The organism is Cupriavidus sp. CP313, assembly GCF_054072015.1.
The window spans coordinates 41,258-55,456 of the sequence record NZ_JBSVZB010000009.1; the positions used below are offsets into that span (position 1 = coordinate 41,258).

At 62.1% G+C, this 14,199-nt stretch carries 12 protein-coding genes; 6 read left to right on the forward strand and 6 right to left on the reverse strand.

From position 1 onward, the window contains the following. Positions 1-23 precede the first annotated feature (23 nt). The 3 genes from gcvT (at position 24) to ACW4E8_RS14685 (ending at position 3,327) form a co-directional block, all read left to right on the forward strand. Complete coding sequence (gene gcvT, locus ACW4E8_RS14675; RefSeq protein WP_456805149.1) at positions 24-1,181, forward strand: glycine cleavage system aminomethyltransferase GcvT; 1,158 nt, start codon at positions 24-26, stop codon at positions 1,179-1,181. Further along, positions 1,174-2,064, forward strand: coding sequence for an HpcH/HpaI aldolase/citrate lyase family protein (locus tag ACW4E8_RS14680; RefSeq protein WP_456805150.1), 891 nt, complete (start codon positions 1,174-1,176; stop codon positions 2,062-2,064). Before gcvT ends, ACW4E8_RS14680 begins: the two co-directional genes overlap by 8 nt. 114 nt (positions 2,065-2,178) lie before the next feature. Continuing rightward, positions 2,179-3,327, forward strand: a complete 1,149-nt coding sequence (locus ACW4E8_RS14685) for a branched-chain amino acid ABC transporter substrate-binding protein (RefSeq protein ID WP_456805151.1) — start codon at positions 2,179-2,181, stop codon at positions 3,325-3,327. A gap of 263 nt (positions 3,328-3,590) precedes the next feature. Here the strand turns inward: ACW4E8_RS14685 and ACW4E8_RS14690 are convergent, their stop codons facing one another. The 4 genes from ACW4E8_RS14690 to ACW4E8_RS14705 all read right to left on the reverse strand — a co-directional run bounded on the left by ACW4E8_RS14690 (position 3,591) and on the right by ACW4E8_RS14705 (position 6,889). Continuing rightward, on the reverse strand, positions 3,591-3,746 hold the full coding sequence (locus ACW4E8_RS14690; RefSeq protein WP_456805152.1) for a transposase: 156 nt from the start codon (positions 3,744-3,746) through the stop codon (positions 3,591-3,593). Between the two features lie 780 nt (positions 3,747-4,526). Further along, positions 4,527-5,630, reverse strand: coding sequence for a malate/lactate/ureidoglycolate dehydrogenase (locus ACW4E8_RS14695; protein ID WP_456805153.1), 1,104 nt, complete (start codon positions 5,628-5,630; stop codon positions 4,527-4,529). A 114-nt stretch (positions 5,631-5,744) separates the two neighbouring features. Then, positions 5,745-6,029 (reverse strand): hypothetical protein, encoded by a 285-nt coding sequence (locus ACW4E8_RS14700; protein ID WP_456805154.1) that lies wholly within the window; start codon positions 6,027-6,029, stop codon positions 5,745-5,747. A gap of 107 nt (positions 6,030-6,136) precedes the next feature. After that, positions 6,137-6,889, reverse strand: coding sequence for a DUF1345 domain-containing protein (locus tag ACW4E8_RS14705; RefSeq protein WP_456805155.1), 753 nt, complete (start codon positions 6,887-6,889; stop codon positions 6,137-6,139). 56 nt (positions 6,890-6,945) lie between these two features. Here ACW4E8_RS14705 and ACW4E8_RS14710 point away from each other — a divergent pair, with 56 nt between their 5' ends. Further along, entirely contained in the window at positions 6,946-8,484 is a 1,539-nt protein-coding gene (locus ACW4E8_RS14710; RefSeq protein ID WP_456805156.1) for an FAD-dependent oxidoreductase, read from the forward strand. An 8-nt stretch (positions 8,485-8,492) separates the two neighbouring features. Here ACW4E8_RS14710 and fdhD read toward each other — a convergent pair whose 3' ends face one another. Beyond that, positions 8,493-9,338 (reverse strand): formate dehydrogenase accessory sulfurtransferase FdhD, encoded by an 846-nt coding sequence (gene fdhD, locus ACW4E8_RS14715; protein ID WP_456805157.1) that lies wholly within the window; start codon positions 9,336-9,338, stop codon positions 8,493-8,495. Between the two features lie 413 nt (positions 9,339-9,751). On the opposite strand from fdhD, the gene ACW4E8_RS14720 reads away from it, so the two are divergent. Together ACW4E8_RS14720 and ACW4E8_RS14725 are read left to right on the forward strand one after the other, a co-directional pair. After that, positions 9,752-12,031: an FdhF/YdeP family oxidoreductase gene (locus ACW4E8_RS14720; protein WP_456805158.1), complete on the forward strand. Its 2,280-nt coding sequence runs from the start codon at positions 9,752-9,754 to the stop codon at positions 12,029-12,031. A 165-nt stretch (positions 12,032-12,196) separates the two neighbouring features. Beyond that, on the forward strand, positions 12,197-13,114 hold the full coding sequence (locus ACW4E8_RS14725; protein ID WP_456805159.1) for a bestrophin family protein: 918 nt from the start codon (positions 12,197-12,199) through the stop codon (positions 13,112-13,114). A gap of 51 nt (positions 13,115-13,165) precedes the next feature. Here the strand turns inward: ACW4E8_RS14725 and ACW4E8_RS14730 are convergent, their stop codons facing one another. Further along, the gene (locus tag ACW4E8_RS14730; protein ID WP_456805291.1) at positions 13,166-14,143 is read right to left on the reverse strand and encodes a Dyp-type peroxidase; all 978 of its coding nucleotides are present in this window, start codon (positions 14,141-14,143) and stop codon (positions 13,166-13,168) included. Positions 14,144-14,199: the final 56 nt, after the last annotated feature.

A 14,199-nucleotide genomic window follows, 5' to 3' on the forward strand; every position in this document is an offset into this window, starting at 1 on the left:
CAACTACTGACTTCGACATGCTGATGAGCCAGACGATCTCGCACACGCTGCGCACTCCACTGTATGAGCGTCACCGTTTCTTCCATGCTCGTATGGCCGATGTTTGTGGCTGGGAGCTGCCGACCGCCTATGGTTCTCAGATCGAAGAGCACCACACCGTACGCGAGGATGCCGGTATGTTCGACCTTTCGCACATGTGCGTGGTCGACATACACGGGACGGATGTTCGAATGTTTCTTGGCAAGCTTCTCGCCAACGACATCGGCAAACTTAAAACGCAAGGCAAGGCACTTTATTCGTGCATGCTTAACAACGAAGGCGGTGTGATCGATGACCTCGTTGTTTACTACCTGGACGATGAGTACTTCCGCATCGTCTTGAACGCGCACACCGCAAGCGGCGATATTCAATGGATCCGCTCGCAGATCGTTGCCACGAACAGCTCGGTGACTCTTGTCCCCCGACGCCAGGATCTGGTTACGGGCGATGCAGAGCCGCTGGCAATTATCGCGGTGCAGGGTCCCAATGCTCGGGAAAAGGTGTTTCGAGCGATTCCATCAGCGCACACCGCTGAAAAGGTAAGGCCGTTCAATTCCATCACCGTTCACGACGCTGCAGTGGGCGAATTGATGTTGGCGCGAACGGGGAAAACCGGCGAGGATGGTTTCGAATTGATCATGCTGGCAAAGCATGCTGCTCAAGTGTGGGACAAGCTGAGGTCGGCTGGCATCCATGCAACAGGCCTGGACGCATGGGAGACCCTTCGGCTCGAGGCGGGCATGCACCTGAACGGGCGGGACATGGATCCACAGACCTCGCCCTTCGATGCGGGTTTAGGCTGGAGTGTCGATCTTGGGTCGGAGCGCGATTTTGTCGGCAAAGCAGCGCTGTGCGCTCGCCGCCAGACCCAGAAGTTCGTCGGGCTCGCCTTTGAGGGCGCCGCGGTAGCTCGCACGCAAAGCCCAGTGACGAATCACCAGGGAGAGGTGATCGGGAAGGTCACCAGCGGAACGTATAGTCCGACACTTCGATTCGCCATCGCGTTGGCGCTGATTTCCCCTGACATCGAGTTCGGCTCGTATGTGAGTGTTGATGTCTACAACAACAGGATCTCTGCGAAAGTAGTCCGTCCGCCCTTCGTGCGAGACGGGAGTCCAGTGCAGCAACACGACCATGCATGACAACTTGCCAGAGCGCTTGCGCTCGCTCCTTTTCGTTCCCGCAGACAGTGACCGGAAGCTTGCGGCCTCGCTGAAGTCAACTGCGGATGGCCTAGTGTTCGACCTCGAGGATGCCGTGCCCGAACAAGGAAAGGACGACGCACGGTCCCGGCTGGTCGGCTTCCTCGAACAGCACCGCAGCTCAATGCACTCGGCCTTGCTGGTGCGTGTCAATGGTCTGGCGTCCGGCCATATCCTGCGCGACCTGGCCGCCGTAATCCCGCACCGGCCCAGCGCGATTGTGCTGCCGAAGTGCCGTAGTGTCGATGACGTGCACCGCCTCTGCGACTTCCTCGCGGCTTTTGAATGTGCGCTATTGGATGATGGCTGGAAAGTCTCTATCATCGCGATGGCAACCGAATCGTCCGAAGGTGTGTTCGGACTGTCGTCGTATCGCAATGCGCCCATGCGCCTGCGTGCGCTGATGTGGGGCGTGGATGACCTTGCGGCCGACCTTGGCGCATTCTCATCGCATATCGGCAAGGAGCTGAGTGCGCCGTTTTCCGTGGCTCGTACCATGTGCCTGATGGCGGCGGCCCAGGCGGGTATTGACGCCATCGATGCTGTCAGCACACGCCTGACCGACCCGGTGCAGATCGGAGAAGAAGCGGCGCAGGCGAAGCGAGACGGATTTTCGGCCAAGGCTGCAGCGCATCCTTCTCATATTGAAGCCATCAATCAGGCGTTCTTGCCGCAGGAAGAGGAGATACGCTGGGCCAGCCAGGTGGTCGAGGCGTTCTCAAGGGTCGGCGCTTCGGGTGTGGCCAGGTTAGGAAATGCAATGATAGATCGGCCCCACCTTCGCCTGGCACATCGTATCCTGTGTCACATTGAGGAGAACTGAGCTATTGGACAGCATGGGAGGGCGGCTCTTGTCACAAAACTGGATGGGCTCGGTTCGCGCAAGGTTCGCTGTACAAGCGCCTCGCCGATTCACCTGGTCGCTGGAGTTGAACAAATGATCAGTGTTGCTCGACGGTTGCTCGTTCCTGGCCTGAGCGCCATGTTGCTGTGCGTCGCTTGCAGCCAGTCTTATGGGCAACAGGTTGTCAAGATCGGCGTGTCCAGTCCTCTTACCGGAATCAATGCAGCCAATGGCAAGGATATGGAGAGCGGTGTTCGCCTCGCTGTCGAGGAAGCCAATTCGCAGCGCATCAAGCTGGACGGCCAGGACGTCCGTTTCGAGCTCGATTCGGTGGACGACCAAAGTGACCCGCGCATCGGCGTTCAGGTCGCGCAGAAACTTGTCGACGATGGGGTGACCGTGGTTGTCGGGTATTACAACTCAGGCGTCGCCCTCCCGTCCGCGCCAATTTTCGCCAGGGCAGGCGTCCCGGTGATCCATCCGGCGGCGACCAATCCGACCATCACGCATCAAGGCCTGAATACCGTCTTCCGCATCATTGCGACTGATACGCAAAACTCCGGTAACGCGGGGAAGTACGCGGTTAAAGTCATGAAGGCGCAGCGCATTGCCGTGATGGATGACCGAACCGCATTCGGCCAGGGGGCAGTGGACGAGTTCAAGAAAGCCGTCGCCGCTGCCGGCGGCAAAATCGCGATAGCTGAATACACCAACGACAAGGCGGTCGAGTTCAGCGCGCAGCTCACGAATATCAGGGCCGCCAACGCCGACCTCCTGTTCTTCGCCGGCCTGGACAACCAGGCGGCGCTCATCACGAAGCGGATGAGGGAGCTCGGGATGCGCACCCAGTTCGTCGGGAGCGGGGGCATCGCCGACAGTATCTTTCTAAATGTCGCTGGTCCCGCTGCGGAGGGCGCGATGGCCTGGGAATATGGACGCCCAATCGAAACGCTGCCGCAAGGCAAGGTCTTCATGCAGAAATTCAGGAAACGCTTCCGTACCGACAGCCTCATCTATGCGCCCTTCGCATACGACGCCGCGTGGGTAGCTATCAACGCGATGAAGCAGGCAAAGTCCGCGAAGCCAGTCGAGTTCATGTCGGCGCTCCAGGCAACGCAATACGAAGGCATCACGGGGAAGATTGCCTTCGATGCGAACGGCGACTTGAAGCATCCGACCTCGACGCTCTATCAGGTCAAAGGTCGCCGCTGGGTTCCGGTAACGACGATTGGGGCCGAATGAAGTGACGTTTCCCTTTTACGTGAGGGAAGTGTTAGGAGCCTTGAGGTATCGGGCGGGGTTTGGGCGGCCTGTTGATGATGGAGTGGGAAATCGGGGGCAAGGTCAGCATACTCAACGTCATCGCGTAGCATGTGATGAGCGGCGGTGAGCATGGAGGCGGCCACTGCGAGAATGGCCCTCTCGGCGCGCGGCGGCCCTTGATGCGCAGGATCTGGGCGCGCAGATTGCTGGTTTGACCCGTACCGCAGTCCAGGCAACCGTCATCAAAGCGATCTTGAGCCAGGTGCAGCTCTTGCGCACCGCTTGCCGGCGCTCTCGTCGTTGCGCGGGCACAGGCCATCCCAGGACATCAGGTGGCCGGCATCGGAAATGCGCGTCATGTCGAGGCCGATCTCCGCCAACAGGGCCTGAGCGGTCAAGTCACTAACTCCGAGGATCGTGGTCAGCAGGCAGGCGCTATATTGGATGGGCACCCACGATGGCATCGAGTTCGGACAACGTGTCGGCGCAGCGGGGATAGGGCACGTGCATGGAGACTCTTGCCAGAGTCAACGGCATCGGTAGCAGCCCTCGTTGTCGAAATCTACTAGACGCGTTCCGGGGTGTCACCACCCGTGGGCGCAATTCGGGGTGCTCGCAGGGTTGCGGGATCCAACTAATGAACGGGCTCGGGGCACCGAGAACGGGCCGACCTCGTTGCCGGTACCAGATGGCATCGGCATCCTGCGCTCTTTCCCGTCCCGAGTATCGCGATCACTGCCGGCTGTCGACTCGCCGCTGCTACATCACGCGGTCGGCATGCTGCGTCCGGGCGATGTGCCGGTGAATCTACCGGCTTCCGCCGAAGGCCAAGTGTTCAATGTGGCCGCCTTGATGGTGCAGAACCGGCCGACTCGCCTACTTGCGATCAAGGATCGGAAAGGTCGGGCCGGAGCGGTACGCCATGGGCAATACTGCGGAAACGAAATGGCTCTCGTTCTCTGTGGCGAAGTCGATTTCCTCTGTCCTGCTTATCCCAGTTTCACCATTCGCACGTAACAAGATGCGTGGGGATTCTACAACCTTCTTCTACTGGCACCTAGTTGGCCCCTGACCGCAAGGTCAAGCCATGAAGCCACGCCTTGGATGCTCGCAAACCGTTGTTGCTATTGGCCTTCCGCCCGGGTGTCGCGAGAGGAATGACTTGACAAAACAGATAGTCAGTCGCACGCCAGCGCAGACAGCGGCCCCGGCGCAGGCTGCGCGCTGGCGCGCGCGGCCGCCACCCGCGCGGCCGAGTCGTCCAGCTGCGCCAGCGTGCCGGCGTCGACCGGGACATGGGTGGCGCGGGCGGCGCGCCAGGCCCGTTCGGGCTCGCCCGGCAGGCGGATGCCATCCTGCCCGGGCTGCGGCCGCGAGGCCTTCATCCAGTCGGCGAACGCCGCCACCTCATGCCCGAACGACGTGCTGGTGCCCAGGCGCGCGGGATCGAACACGATCGCCAGCATGTTGTTCCAGACCGCATGCTCATGCCGCAGGGTTTCCGGGCGAATGGTGTGGCCGCCGGTGACCGCGGCGCCCAGCAGCTCGCACATCACGGCCAGCACATGGCCCTTGTGCTCGCCAAAGGGCCGCAGCGCGCCTTGCGGCGCGCCGTCGGCGGGGTACATCACGGCAGGGTCGGCGGTGGGCTCGCCGTGCGCGTCCAGCAGGCAGCCGGGCGCCACCGGCACGCCCTTGTTGTGGGCCACGCGCACCTTGCCCAGCGCAATCGCGCTGGTGGCGAAGTCCAGCACCAGCGGCGGCTCGCCCGCCACCGGCACGCCGATGGTGAACGGGTTGGTGCCATAGCGCGCATCGTAGCCGCCGTGCGGCGCCACGATGGGCTTGGACAGCACGTTGACGAAGTGGATCGAGATCATGCCGGCGGCGGTGGCCTGCTCGGCCCAGTGGCCCACGCGCCCCAGGTGGTGCGACTGCCGCAGGCCCATCACGCAGACGCCATGCTCGCGCGCGCGGCCGATGGCCATGTCCATGGCCTGCGCCGTCACCGCCTGGCCCATGCCGCGGTTGCCGTCCAGGCTCAGCATGCTGCCGGCATCGTGCAGCACGCTGGCCTGCTGGTTCAGTTGCAGCTCGTCGGCCTGCCAGGCCAGCACATAGCGCGGGATCATGCCGACGCCGTGCGAGTCATGCCCGCTCAGGTTGGCGCCGACCAGGTGGTCGGCCGTCAGGCGCGCCTCTTGCGCGCTACTGCCCGCGGCAAGCCAGAGATCGGCCACCCACTGGTGCAGGGCGGCGGTAGGGATTCGGTGTTCGCTCATATCGGCCTTGGCTAGGGATGAAAAAAAGCCCCGTGCCGTGTGACGGCAACGGAGCTTCATGATACGGCCGGTGCGAGCCCGGCGGCGCCGGTGTGGCCGGTGATCGGCTACTGCTTATTGGTGGAGGGCAGCTTCGGCAGGTGACTGGCCAAGGATTTCGCGGATACGGGCCAGGTAGGTATCGCCCACCGCGCGGTGCATGCGCGCCGACTCGGCCGCGAACTGGCGCCGGCTGGGCGGGCGAATGCCCAGGCTGCGGCAGATCGTTGACAGGTAAGGCTTGCGCTGGCCGCCCAAGCGCAGCGCCGCGGTCTGCAGCGCGGCATCGCCGATGCGCCCGCGCAGCCAGGCCAGCACCTGGCGGTCATAGTCGTTTTGCACACGGATCAGGTGTTCCATGGACGGGACTCCTACTGTTCATCTATACAGTTACTGTAAATATATACAGTATCCGGCGGGATGCAAGGAGTTTGTCCAGGAACACTTTGGCCGCGTGGCCAAGTCGGCTACAAGCCACCCAGGGCGTTCACGGTGAACGCCAGAATCCCCATGTTGAACAGAAACGCGGCCACGCAGTGGCCCAGGACCACCCGGCGCATGTGTGCGCCGGCGATGGTCACGTCCGAAGTCTGGAAAGTCATGCCCAGCGTGAAGCTGAAATAGAGGAAGTCCCAATAGCTGGGCTCCTGCACGCCCGGCACCTGCAGCCCGCCCCGGTCGCCGCTGGCGGTCTGGAGATAGAAGAGATGCGCATAGTGCAGCGTGAAAACGGTGTTGGCAAAAAGCCAGGACAGGATAAGCGTGGCGACGATCAGCGCAATGTCGGCCCAGTGCGGTGTCTCGGGGCGCGCGATCAGCGTCCCGATCGCAACCAGGATCACCATCGAAAGCAGCACGGTGATCGTGAGCAGCGCCACGCGGTTGGCATCGTTGTCTTGCGCCGTGCGCCGCATGGCCGCAGGATCTGCGCGCAACAGCGGCAGCGCGGCGCCAAGGAAGACAAGGGCCGCTAGATCGAAGCCGATCAGAAGTGCAATGCGTGGCTCTGCGCCGAGCGCACCCGCGGCGAAGGTCGCAACGATCAATATGGCCCCGCACAGCAGAAAGCGTGCGGGTGCAATGCGCTTGCCGATAGCGAAGCGGGCGGGTCTGTTCATAGGGCAGTCATCCGGGTGACCCTTCGTCAGGAAAGGAGGCTGGTCATGCGTGAATAGTATCCGTGCCGTCGCGCAGTTTGTAACGCTGCATGCGCCTTTCATTTGACGGTATCGGGGTTGATAATGGCCCTGTGCCATGACCGGCAAGGAGAGACGCCATGACCGAACGCTCTTCGTCCACGGATGAACCCGATCTTGCCCAGGGGGTACCGCTGGCTGATATCGCTGAAGGCGGCATGTTGACGGGCCAGGTTGGCGGCGAACCGGTCTTGCTCGTACGTCGGGCCGATGCGCTGTTTGCCATCGGTGCGACCTGTACCCACTATGGCGCGCCACTGGCGGACGGCCTGCTGGTCGGCGACACGATCCGATGTCCATGGCATCACGCCTGCTTCAGTCTTCGTACCGGCGAGGTCCTGGGGCCGCCCGCACAGGACGATCTGAAATGCTGGCGTGTGGAACAGCAAGACGGGAAGGCCTTCGTCCGTGAAGCGCTGCCGGCGGTGCGGCCACCGCGACTTGCCTCGACCCGACTCCCTGAATCCGTGGTGATTATCGGGGGCGGCGCGGCCGGGACTGCCGCGGTCGAAACCCTGCGGCGGGAAGGCTATAGCGGCCCCGTCACGCTGTTGAGCGCCGATCGCTCATTGCCGTACGACCGGCCGAATCTGTCGAAAGACTACCTCGCCGGGACGGCAAACGCGGACTGGCTCCCAATGCGGCCACCGACGTTCTACGCGGATCACGACATCGACGTGCGATCCGACAACCGTGTCGTCAAGCTCAGCCCTGCGCAAAAATCCGTCACGCTCTCGGATGGCAGCAACGTGAGCTACGGCGCGCTTTTGCTTGCCGTCGGTGCCGTGCCAATACGGCTCGACGTTCCTGGCGCATCGTTGCCGCACGTGGGCGTGCTCCGTACGCTGGCCGACTGCGACGCCTTGATCGCGCGTCTCGGCACGGCACGCCGATGCGTCGTGGTGGGCGCAAGCTTTATCGGGATGGAAGTCGCGGCAGCGCTGCGAACGCGAGGCCTTGAAGTGCATGTTGTCGCGCCCGAAGCGCATCCGATGGAGCGGGTCCTGGGTGCGGCGCTCGGCGACATGATCAAGACGCTTCATGAATCGCACGGGGTAACGTTTCATCTCGGGGCCACGGTGGCAGAGATTCAGCCGGATCGGGTGAAATTGTCGACTGGCGCGGAGCTGGCCGCCGATCTGGTCGTGACAGGGATTGGCGTTCGCCCCGACGTGGCCTTGGCGCAGGACGCTGGCCTCGCGCTGGACAAGGGTGTGGCAGTCGATGAATTTCTTCAGACGAGCGAACCTGGCATCTATGCCGCGGGCGATATTGCGCGCTGGCCCGACCCGGGAACGGGCCAGCGTATCCGCGTCGAACACTGGGTGGTCGCCGAGCGCCAGGGCGTGGTGGCAGCGCGAAATATCCTGGGACAGCGGCAACGCTTTGCGGCAGTGCCTTTCTTCTGGACCCAGCACTATGATGTGGCCATCAACTACGTAGGCCATGCGGAGCAATGGGATCGTTTTGATGTCGACGGCGATCCCGCCGCGCATGACTGTACGGTGACCTATTGGAGCAAGGACAAGCGGCTTGCGGTCGCCACAGTCGGGCGCGACCTGGCGAGCCTTCGGGCGGAGGCCGCGTTCGAGCAGGAGACGACAGGATCCGGGGCGTAATCGGCAACCTAGGCAATCCGCAGGCGTTCGGGATGTGAATAGACGACCAGGCTGCCACTGCGCACAAAACCGGCCAGTGTCACCGCCGTGGATTCCGCCATCCGCACGGCCAGCGCCGTTGGGCCGGACACCGCAGCAAGTATCCCGGCACCGATCGATGCCGTCTTGAGCACCATCTCGTAGCTGGCCCGGCTGGTGACGATCACCGCGCCACTCCTGGTATCCTCAGTGCCGCTTGCCAGTGCGCCTGCCAGCTTGTCGAGCGCATTGTGGCGCCCCACGTCCTCGCGCACCAGCACCAGCGTGCCGTCCGCGCGCAGCCATCCGGCTGCATGGGTCGCACCGGTATCACGCAGCAGCGTCTGGCGGTTGTGCAAGGCGGCGAACGCCGCGTCGAAAACTGACGGATCGAAGATGGCCGTGCTCTGCACCGGCTGCGGCATGCGCATGACGTCTTCAAGCGACTCGGTGCCGCACAGGCCGCAGCCCGTACGCCCCGCCAGCGCGCGACGCCGGGTCTTCAGCCTGGCGAAGGCGGCGGAGGCGATCTCTATCTTGACCGTCACGCCGTTCCCGCCGGCTTCCACGTCGATGCCGTAGATCTCGCACGCCTGGTTGACAATGCCTTCGCTGAGGCTGAAGCCGATCGCGAAGTCATCGAGATCGGCGGGCGTGGCCAGCATGACCGCATGCGAGATGCCGTTGTACTCCAGCGCGACCGGCACTTCTTCGGCCAGGTGGTCGTCTTCGGCCGTCACGGCGCCGTGACGCCAGCGCCTGACCGCGACCGTGCGCTGCGCCGGTACCTCTTCAATGCCGGCGCTACTGTCTTCAGCTGGCAAATCCCGCCTCATCGCCTCTCCGCGAAAATGAAACGCGGGCTGCCGGGTGGCCGCTTCGGCCTGACGTGGCTCATTGTGCTTTCCGTGCAGTCGCGGTCATGGAAGCCGCCTATCGACGCCACGGCCAAGGCCATGGTCGCGACGCCAGCAGTCCAGCCTACGACTAACCAGAATAGCCGGGTTCAGCGCGTTCGTCGCCCGGAGAAATCTCGCCTGCCTATTACGCTGGAATGCACCGGATAAGCGATTTTCTGCGCGCATCTTGCGATCGATTAAGCATGTGGTCGCGGTCGACGCACTATTTGTAACTGCTACTTGCTGAGCCGGAGGCCGAGTCTATCGTTATGAAAAGCTCGCATTGCGGCAGTACTCGGGCAACCGTTGCCTCCAGGGTGTCTGGAGCGGTTCACGTTCATGGAGCAGACATGGCTATTCGACGGGAAGTGCCAGGCATCAGGCCGTATGACGGACCCGCTGGTGGTTGGGGTGCGCTTCGCGCGACTACCCAGGCCATCCGCCTGCAAATGGATAGCGTCAAGGCGCCGATCACGCTGCTTCGCACCAATCAGCCCGACGGTTTCGATTGTCCGGGCTGCGCGTGGCCTGACAAAGAGCACAAGTCCACGTTCCAGTTCTGCGAGAACGGTGCCAAGGCCGTCACCTGGGAAGCGACCAGCAAACGGGTGCGGCCAGAGTTTTTTGAAAGCAACACTGTGGCGTCGCTGTTGCAACGATCGGATTTTGAACTGGAGGATATGGGCCGACTTACCCATCCGCTGGTCTACGATCGCGCCACTGACACGTTCCGGGCGGTCGATTGGGGTGCGGCGTTCGCTCGCATCGGTGAAATCCTGCGTGGGCTGTCGCCCGACCAGGTCGAGTTCTATACCTCAGGCAGGGCGTCGAACGAAGCAGCTTTTCTCTTCCAGCTGTTCGCGCGGGAATATGGCACGAACAACTTCCCCGATTGCTCGAACATGTGCCACGAACCCACCAGCGTGGGCTTGCCGCAGTCGATCGGAATCGGCAAAGGAACGGTGTCGCTGGAAGACTTCGACAGTTGCGAGCTCATCATCGCCATCGGCCACAATCCCGGGACGAATCACCCTCGAATGATGGGAACGCTTCATGAAGCCGCACGGCGCAACGTACCCATCGTCGTGTTCAATCCGCTGCGCGAGCGTGCGCTCGAACGGTTCGCGGATCCCCAGAACTGGCTTGAAATGGCGACTTACGGCTCGACCAGGATCGCCTCAACGTATTATCAGGTCGACGCCGGAGGCGACGCGGCCGCGCTCAAAGGGATCATGAAGGCCCTCCTGGCCATGGACGCGGCTCAGGGAGACATTCTGGACCGTGATTTCATCGCGGTGCATACCGAAGGTTTCGACGCATTTGCCGCGGACCTGGCAGCCACGTCGTGGGAAGACATCGAGAAGGCGAGCGGACTCACCCGTGCGGATCTTGAGCAGGTGGCAGACCTTTACGCGAAATCGAATGCGACGATCGTCACCTATGGCATGGGCGTCACCCAGCACGCCAAGGGCACTGCCAATGTCCGCCTGATTGCCGATCTGTTGTTCCTGCGCGGAAACTTTGGCAAGCCCGGCGCTGGTATCTGCCCATTGCGTGGCCATTCCAACGTGCAGGGAAATCGAACGGTCGGTATTACCGAGAGACCGACGGACAGCTTCCTTAAGCAGATCGAGGATGCCTTGGGGTTCAAGCCGCCGCAGACGCACGGACATGATGCCGTCAAGGCGATGCAGGCAATGATAGACGGCACGGCCAAGGCCCTGATTTGCCTGGGCGGAAACTTCGCGGTAGCGCTGCCCGATTCCGAGCAATCCTTTCCCGCGATGGGGAAGCTCGACCTGAGCGTCCATATTGGTACCAAGCTCAATCGCTCGCATCTGCTGGTGGCGAAGGAAACGTACGTGCTGCCGTGCATGGGCCGAACGGAACTTGATGTACAGGCGACCGGGCCACAATCGGTGACGGTCGAGGATTCGATGTCAATGGTCCACGCATCGGCCGGAAAGCTCACGCCGGCCTCTGAAGAGCTGCGTTCCGAGCCTTCAATCGTGGCCGGCATGGCCAACGCGACCATGCCGAACAGCAAGGTCCCATGGCTGGATCTGGTTGCCGATTATGACAAGATCCGCGACCTGATCGAAAAGACCGTGCCCGGCTTCGAAAACTTCAACGCACGCATCAGGACGCCGGGGGGCTTCCGCCTGCCGCTTCCGCCGACCGAGCGCAAGTGGCCGACGCCGACTGGGAAAGCCATGTTCTCCGTGTATGGCGGGGTGAAGGAAGACGCTGACGTGCTCGGCGGAGAAAATGTCCTGCGCCTGATGACGATCCGCAGCCACGACCAGTACAACACAACGATCTATGCGCTGGACGATCGCTATCGAGGCGTATTCGGCCGGCGCGATGTGCTGTTCATGCATGAAGACGACATGGCGGCGCGCGGACTGGAGCATGGCGACCTGGTCGACATCGAGACCATCGTAACCGGCAGGCAACTGCGCTTGAAGAAGATCACTGCGATCGCTTATGCAAATATCGCACGGGGTTCGGTGGCGGCGTATTACCCGGAGGCGAATGTGCTGGTGCCGCTGGACTACATTGACAAGGAAAGCGGAACGCCATCGTACAAGTCCATTCCCGTACGGGTGTTGCGTGCGGAGGTGACGTAACCCGGGGCGAGCTTCAGGCGACCTGGCAAAGCGCGGCTCGAGATCTGGCGTGGCCGCGGGAGGAGGGCATTGCCCAGCGACACGATACATGGATGACCTGAACCAGCAAGTCACTAAGCTCGTATGCAGTTCGTTCTGAGATAAAGCTTCCCCACAAGAAAAATCATGATCGTACGGCCAAAGAGAAACTGGTTCAGCATGCTGTTCGTATGGAGCGGGTCAGTATTGCAGGCCATCATTCCGCAGCTACTCTTCCTGGCTCTTGTCAGCGGCTTCGCTGTCCTGACCCAAGGGCGGATACTGGGCGAAAAGATTCCGCTCAATACCGCCCCTTTCACACTCTTTGGCGTGGCGCTGACCATCTTTCTTGCGTTCCGGAACAATGCCAGCTACGAACGCTTCAAAGAGGCACGCTACCTTTGGGGGCACGTGCTCATCGCCTCACGCTCGCTCACCTCGCAGATACTGTGTTACCTCCCCGAGGACCGCAGTGAGGATCGAATCCAGCTGGTCAATAGCCTGATTGCGTTTACCTATTCGCTAAAGCACGAGCTTCGCAAGACGGACCCGACCCACGATCTCGTTCGGCTTGTCGGGCACGACGCGATGGAGGCCTTGCGCTCAAAGCACTATCGGCCGACGGCAATCCTTAATGAGTTACGCCATAAACTCTCGCGCCTGCAATTTCGTGCCGTGATCTCGGAGAACAAGCTCTGGATGCTTGACGCCCAGATCAACGAACTGGCGACGACAGTCGGCGGGTGCGAGCGCATTGCATCCACCCCGATACCGTTTTCCTACGGGGTCCTGCTGCATCGCACCGTGTATGCCTATTGCATCATGCTCCCGTTTGGCCTGGTGGATTCGACGGAGCTGTTCACGCCAATCATCTGCGTCTTTGTCGCATACACGCTGATCGCGTTGGAAGCGATCGCCGACGAAGTTTCCGAGCCATTCAGCGAGGCGCCCAACGCACTGGCACTCGACGCCATCGCACGCAATATCGAGCGCTCGCTACTGGAGCTTTCCAATCGGGAGATCCCCGAGGAGAAATTACCGGACCGTCAGTATCAACTGACGTAGCGGGGGAGGCTGTAGTCAGCCGGCGCGCCGAAACGGGTTGCGCCGGCTCAATCAGCAACCACTACTTGCCGGGCGGGCAGCAGGGCCTTCGCTGTCCGCAAGCCCTTCAAGCAGGTCGGCCGACGGGACAAAGAACAGGCTGCCGGTGACTGCCTTGCTGAAGTCAAGCAGCCGGTCGTAATTGCCGGGCGGCAATCCGACGAACATGTTCTCGAGCATCTTCTCGATCGGCGCGGGCGAACGGGCGTAGCCGATGAAGTAGGTGCCGAACTCGCCCGCGCCCGGGCGCCCGAACGGCATGTTGTCACGCAGGATCTTCACTTCCTGCCCGTTCTCGACCAGCGTCGTCAGCGAACTGTGCGATGACGAGGGCTTGACCTCTTCGTCCAGTTCGATATCGGACAGTTTCTTGCGCCCGATGATCAGTTCCTGTGTCTCCACGGGAAGGGCATTCCACCCCGTCATATTGTGCAGATACTTCTGCACGATGACGTAGCTGCCACCGGCAAACTCGGCATCTTCGTTGCCGATCACCGTGAAATCGACCGCCTCGCGTCCGGCCGGATTCTCCGTGCCATCGACAAAGCCGATCATCGCGCGCATGTCGAAGTTGCGAAAGCCGTGCACCTCGTCGACAACCTGGATCGAATCGCCGAGCTTGCCGAGCAGTTGCGTGGCAAGCTCAAAGCAGAGGTCCATCGAATCGGCACGGATGTGCAACAGGAGGTCACCCGGCGTCGCGATGGCGACGCGATCGCCGGTGCCGAACTCCCGGAACGGATGCAGCGCCGCGGGACGGGGCTTGCCGAACAGCCTGTCCCACGCGTCGGAGCCGAAGCCGCAGACACAGGACAGGTTGCCTGACGGCACACGATGGCCGACCGCGCGCACGACTGCGGCAACGTCGGCACACCACGCGCGGACGGTGTCGGCGTGGTCGTCGCCGTCGGTGAGTGTGGCAACGATGAATATGGCGCTGCGGGTGACTGTGCCGGAAACGGCTTGCGGTTCGGGGACGTTTGTAGGCATCGGGCTCTTCATGTTGGTTAAACCGATACGGTTCGGGCTGACGGAAGAGAATTCAA